At 57.3% G+C, this 267-nt stretch carries 1 pseudogene; it reads left to right on the top strand.

Annotated features, from left to right (window positions below):
* Nucleotides 1-267 (top strand): annotated as a pseudogene (locus tag QMX98_RS34975) (IS21 family transposase); the annotation flags it as partial.

Below are 267 nucleotides of genomic sequence, written 5' to 3'. Positions count from 1 at the left end.
GCGCATTCTGGTTGGTTGCGTACCCCAGCCAAGGCCACGAGATGCTGTTTGATGCCCATACCCGTTCGTTTGGAGCGTTGGGTGGCGTGCCACGTCGCGGCATCTACGACAACATGAAAACGGCTGTGGACAAGGTCAATAAAGGCAAAGGCCGCACGGTCAACGCCCGGTTTTCCGTGATGTGCGCGCACTATCTGTTCGATCCGGACTTCTGCAACGTGGCCTCTGGCTGGGAGAAAGGCATCGTCGAAAAGAACGTGCAGGACA

The sequence above is a fragment of the Pseudomonas sp. PS02303 genome (assembly GCF_029959925.1).
GTDB lineage: Bacteria > Pseudomonadota > Gammaproteobacteria > Pseudomonadales > Pseudomonadaceae > Aquipseudomonas > Aquipseudomonas mandelii.
This window is presented reverse-complemented; position numbering and strand designations above follow the sequence as displayed.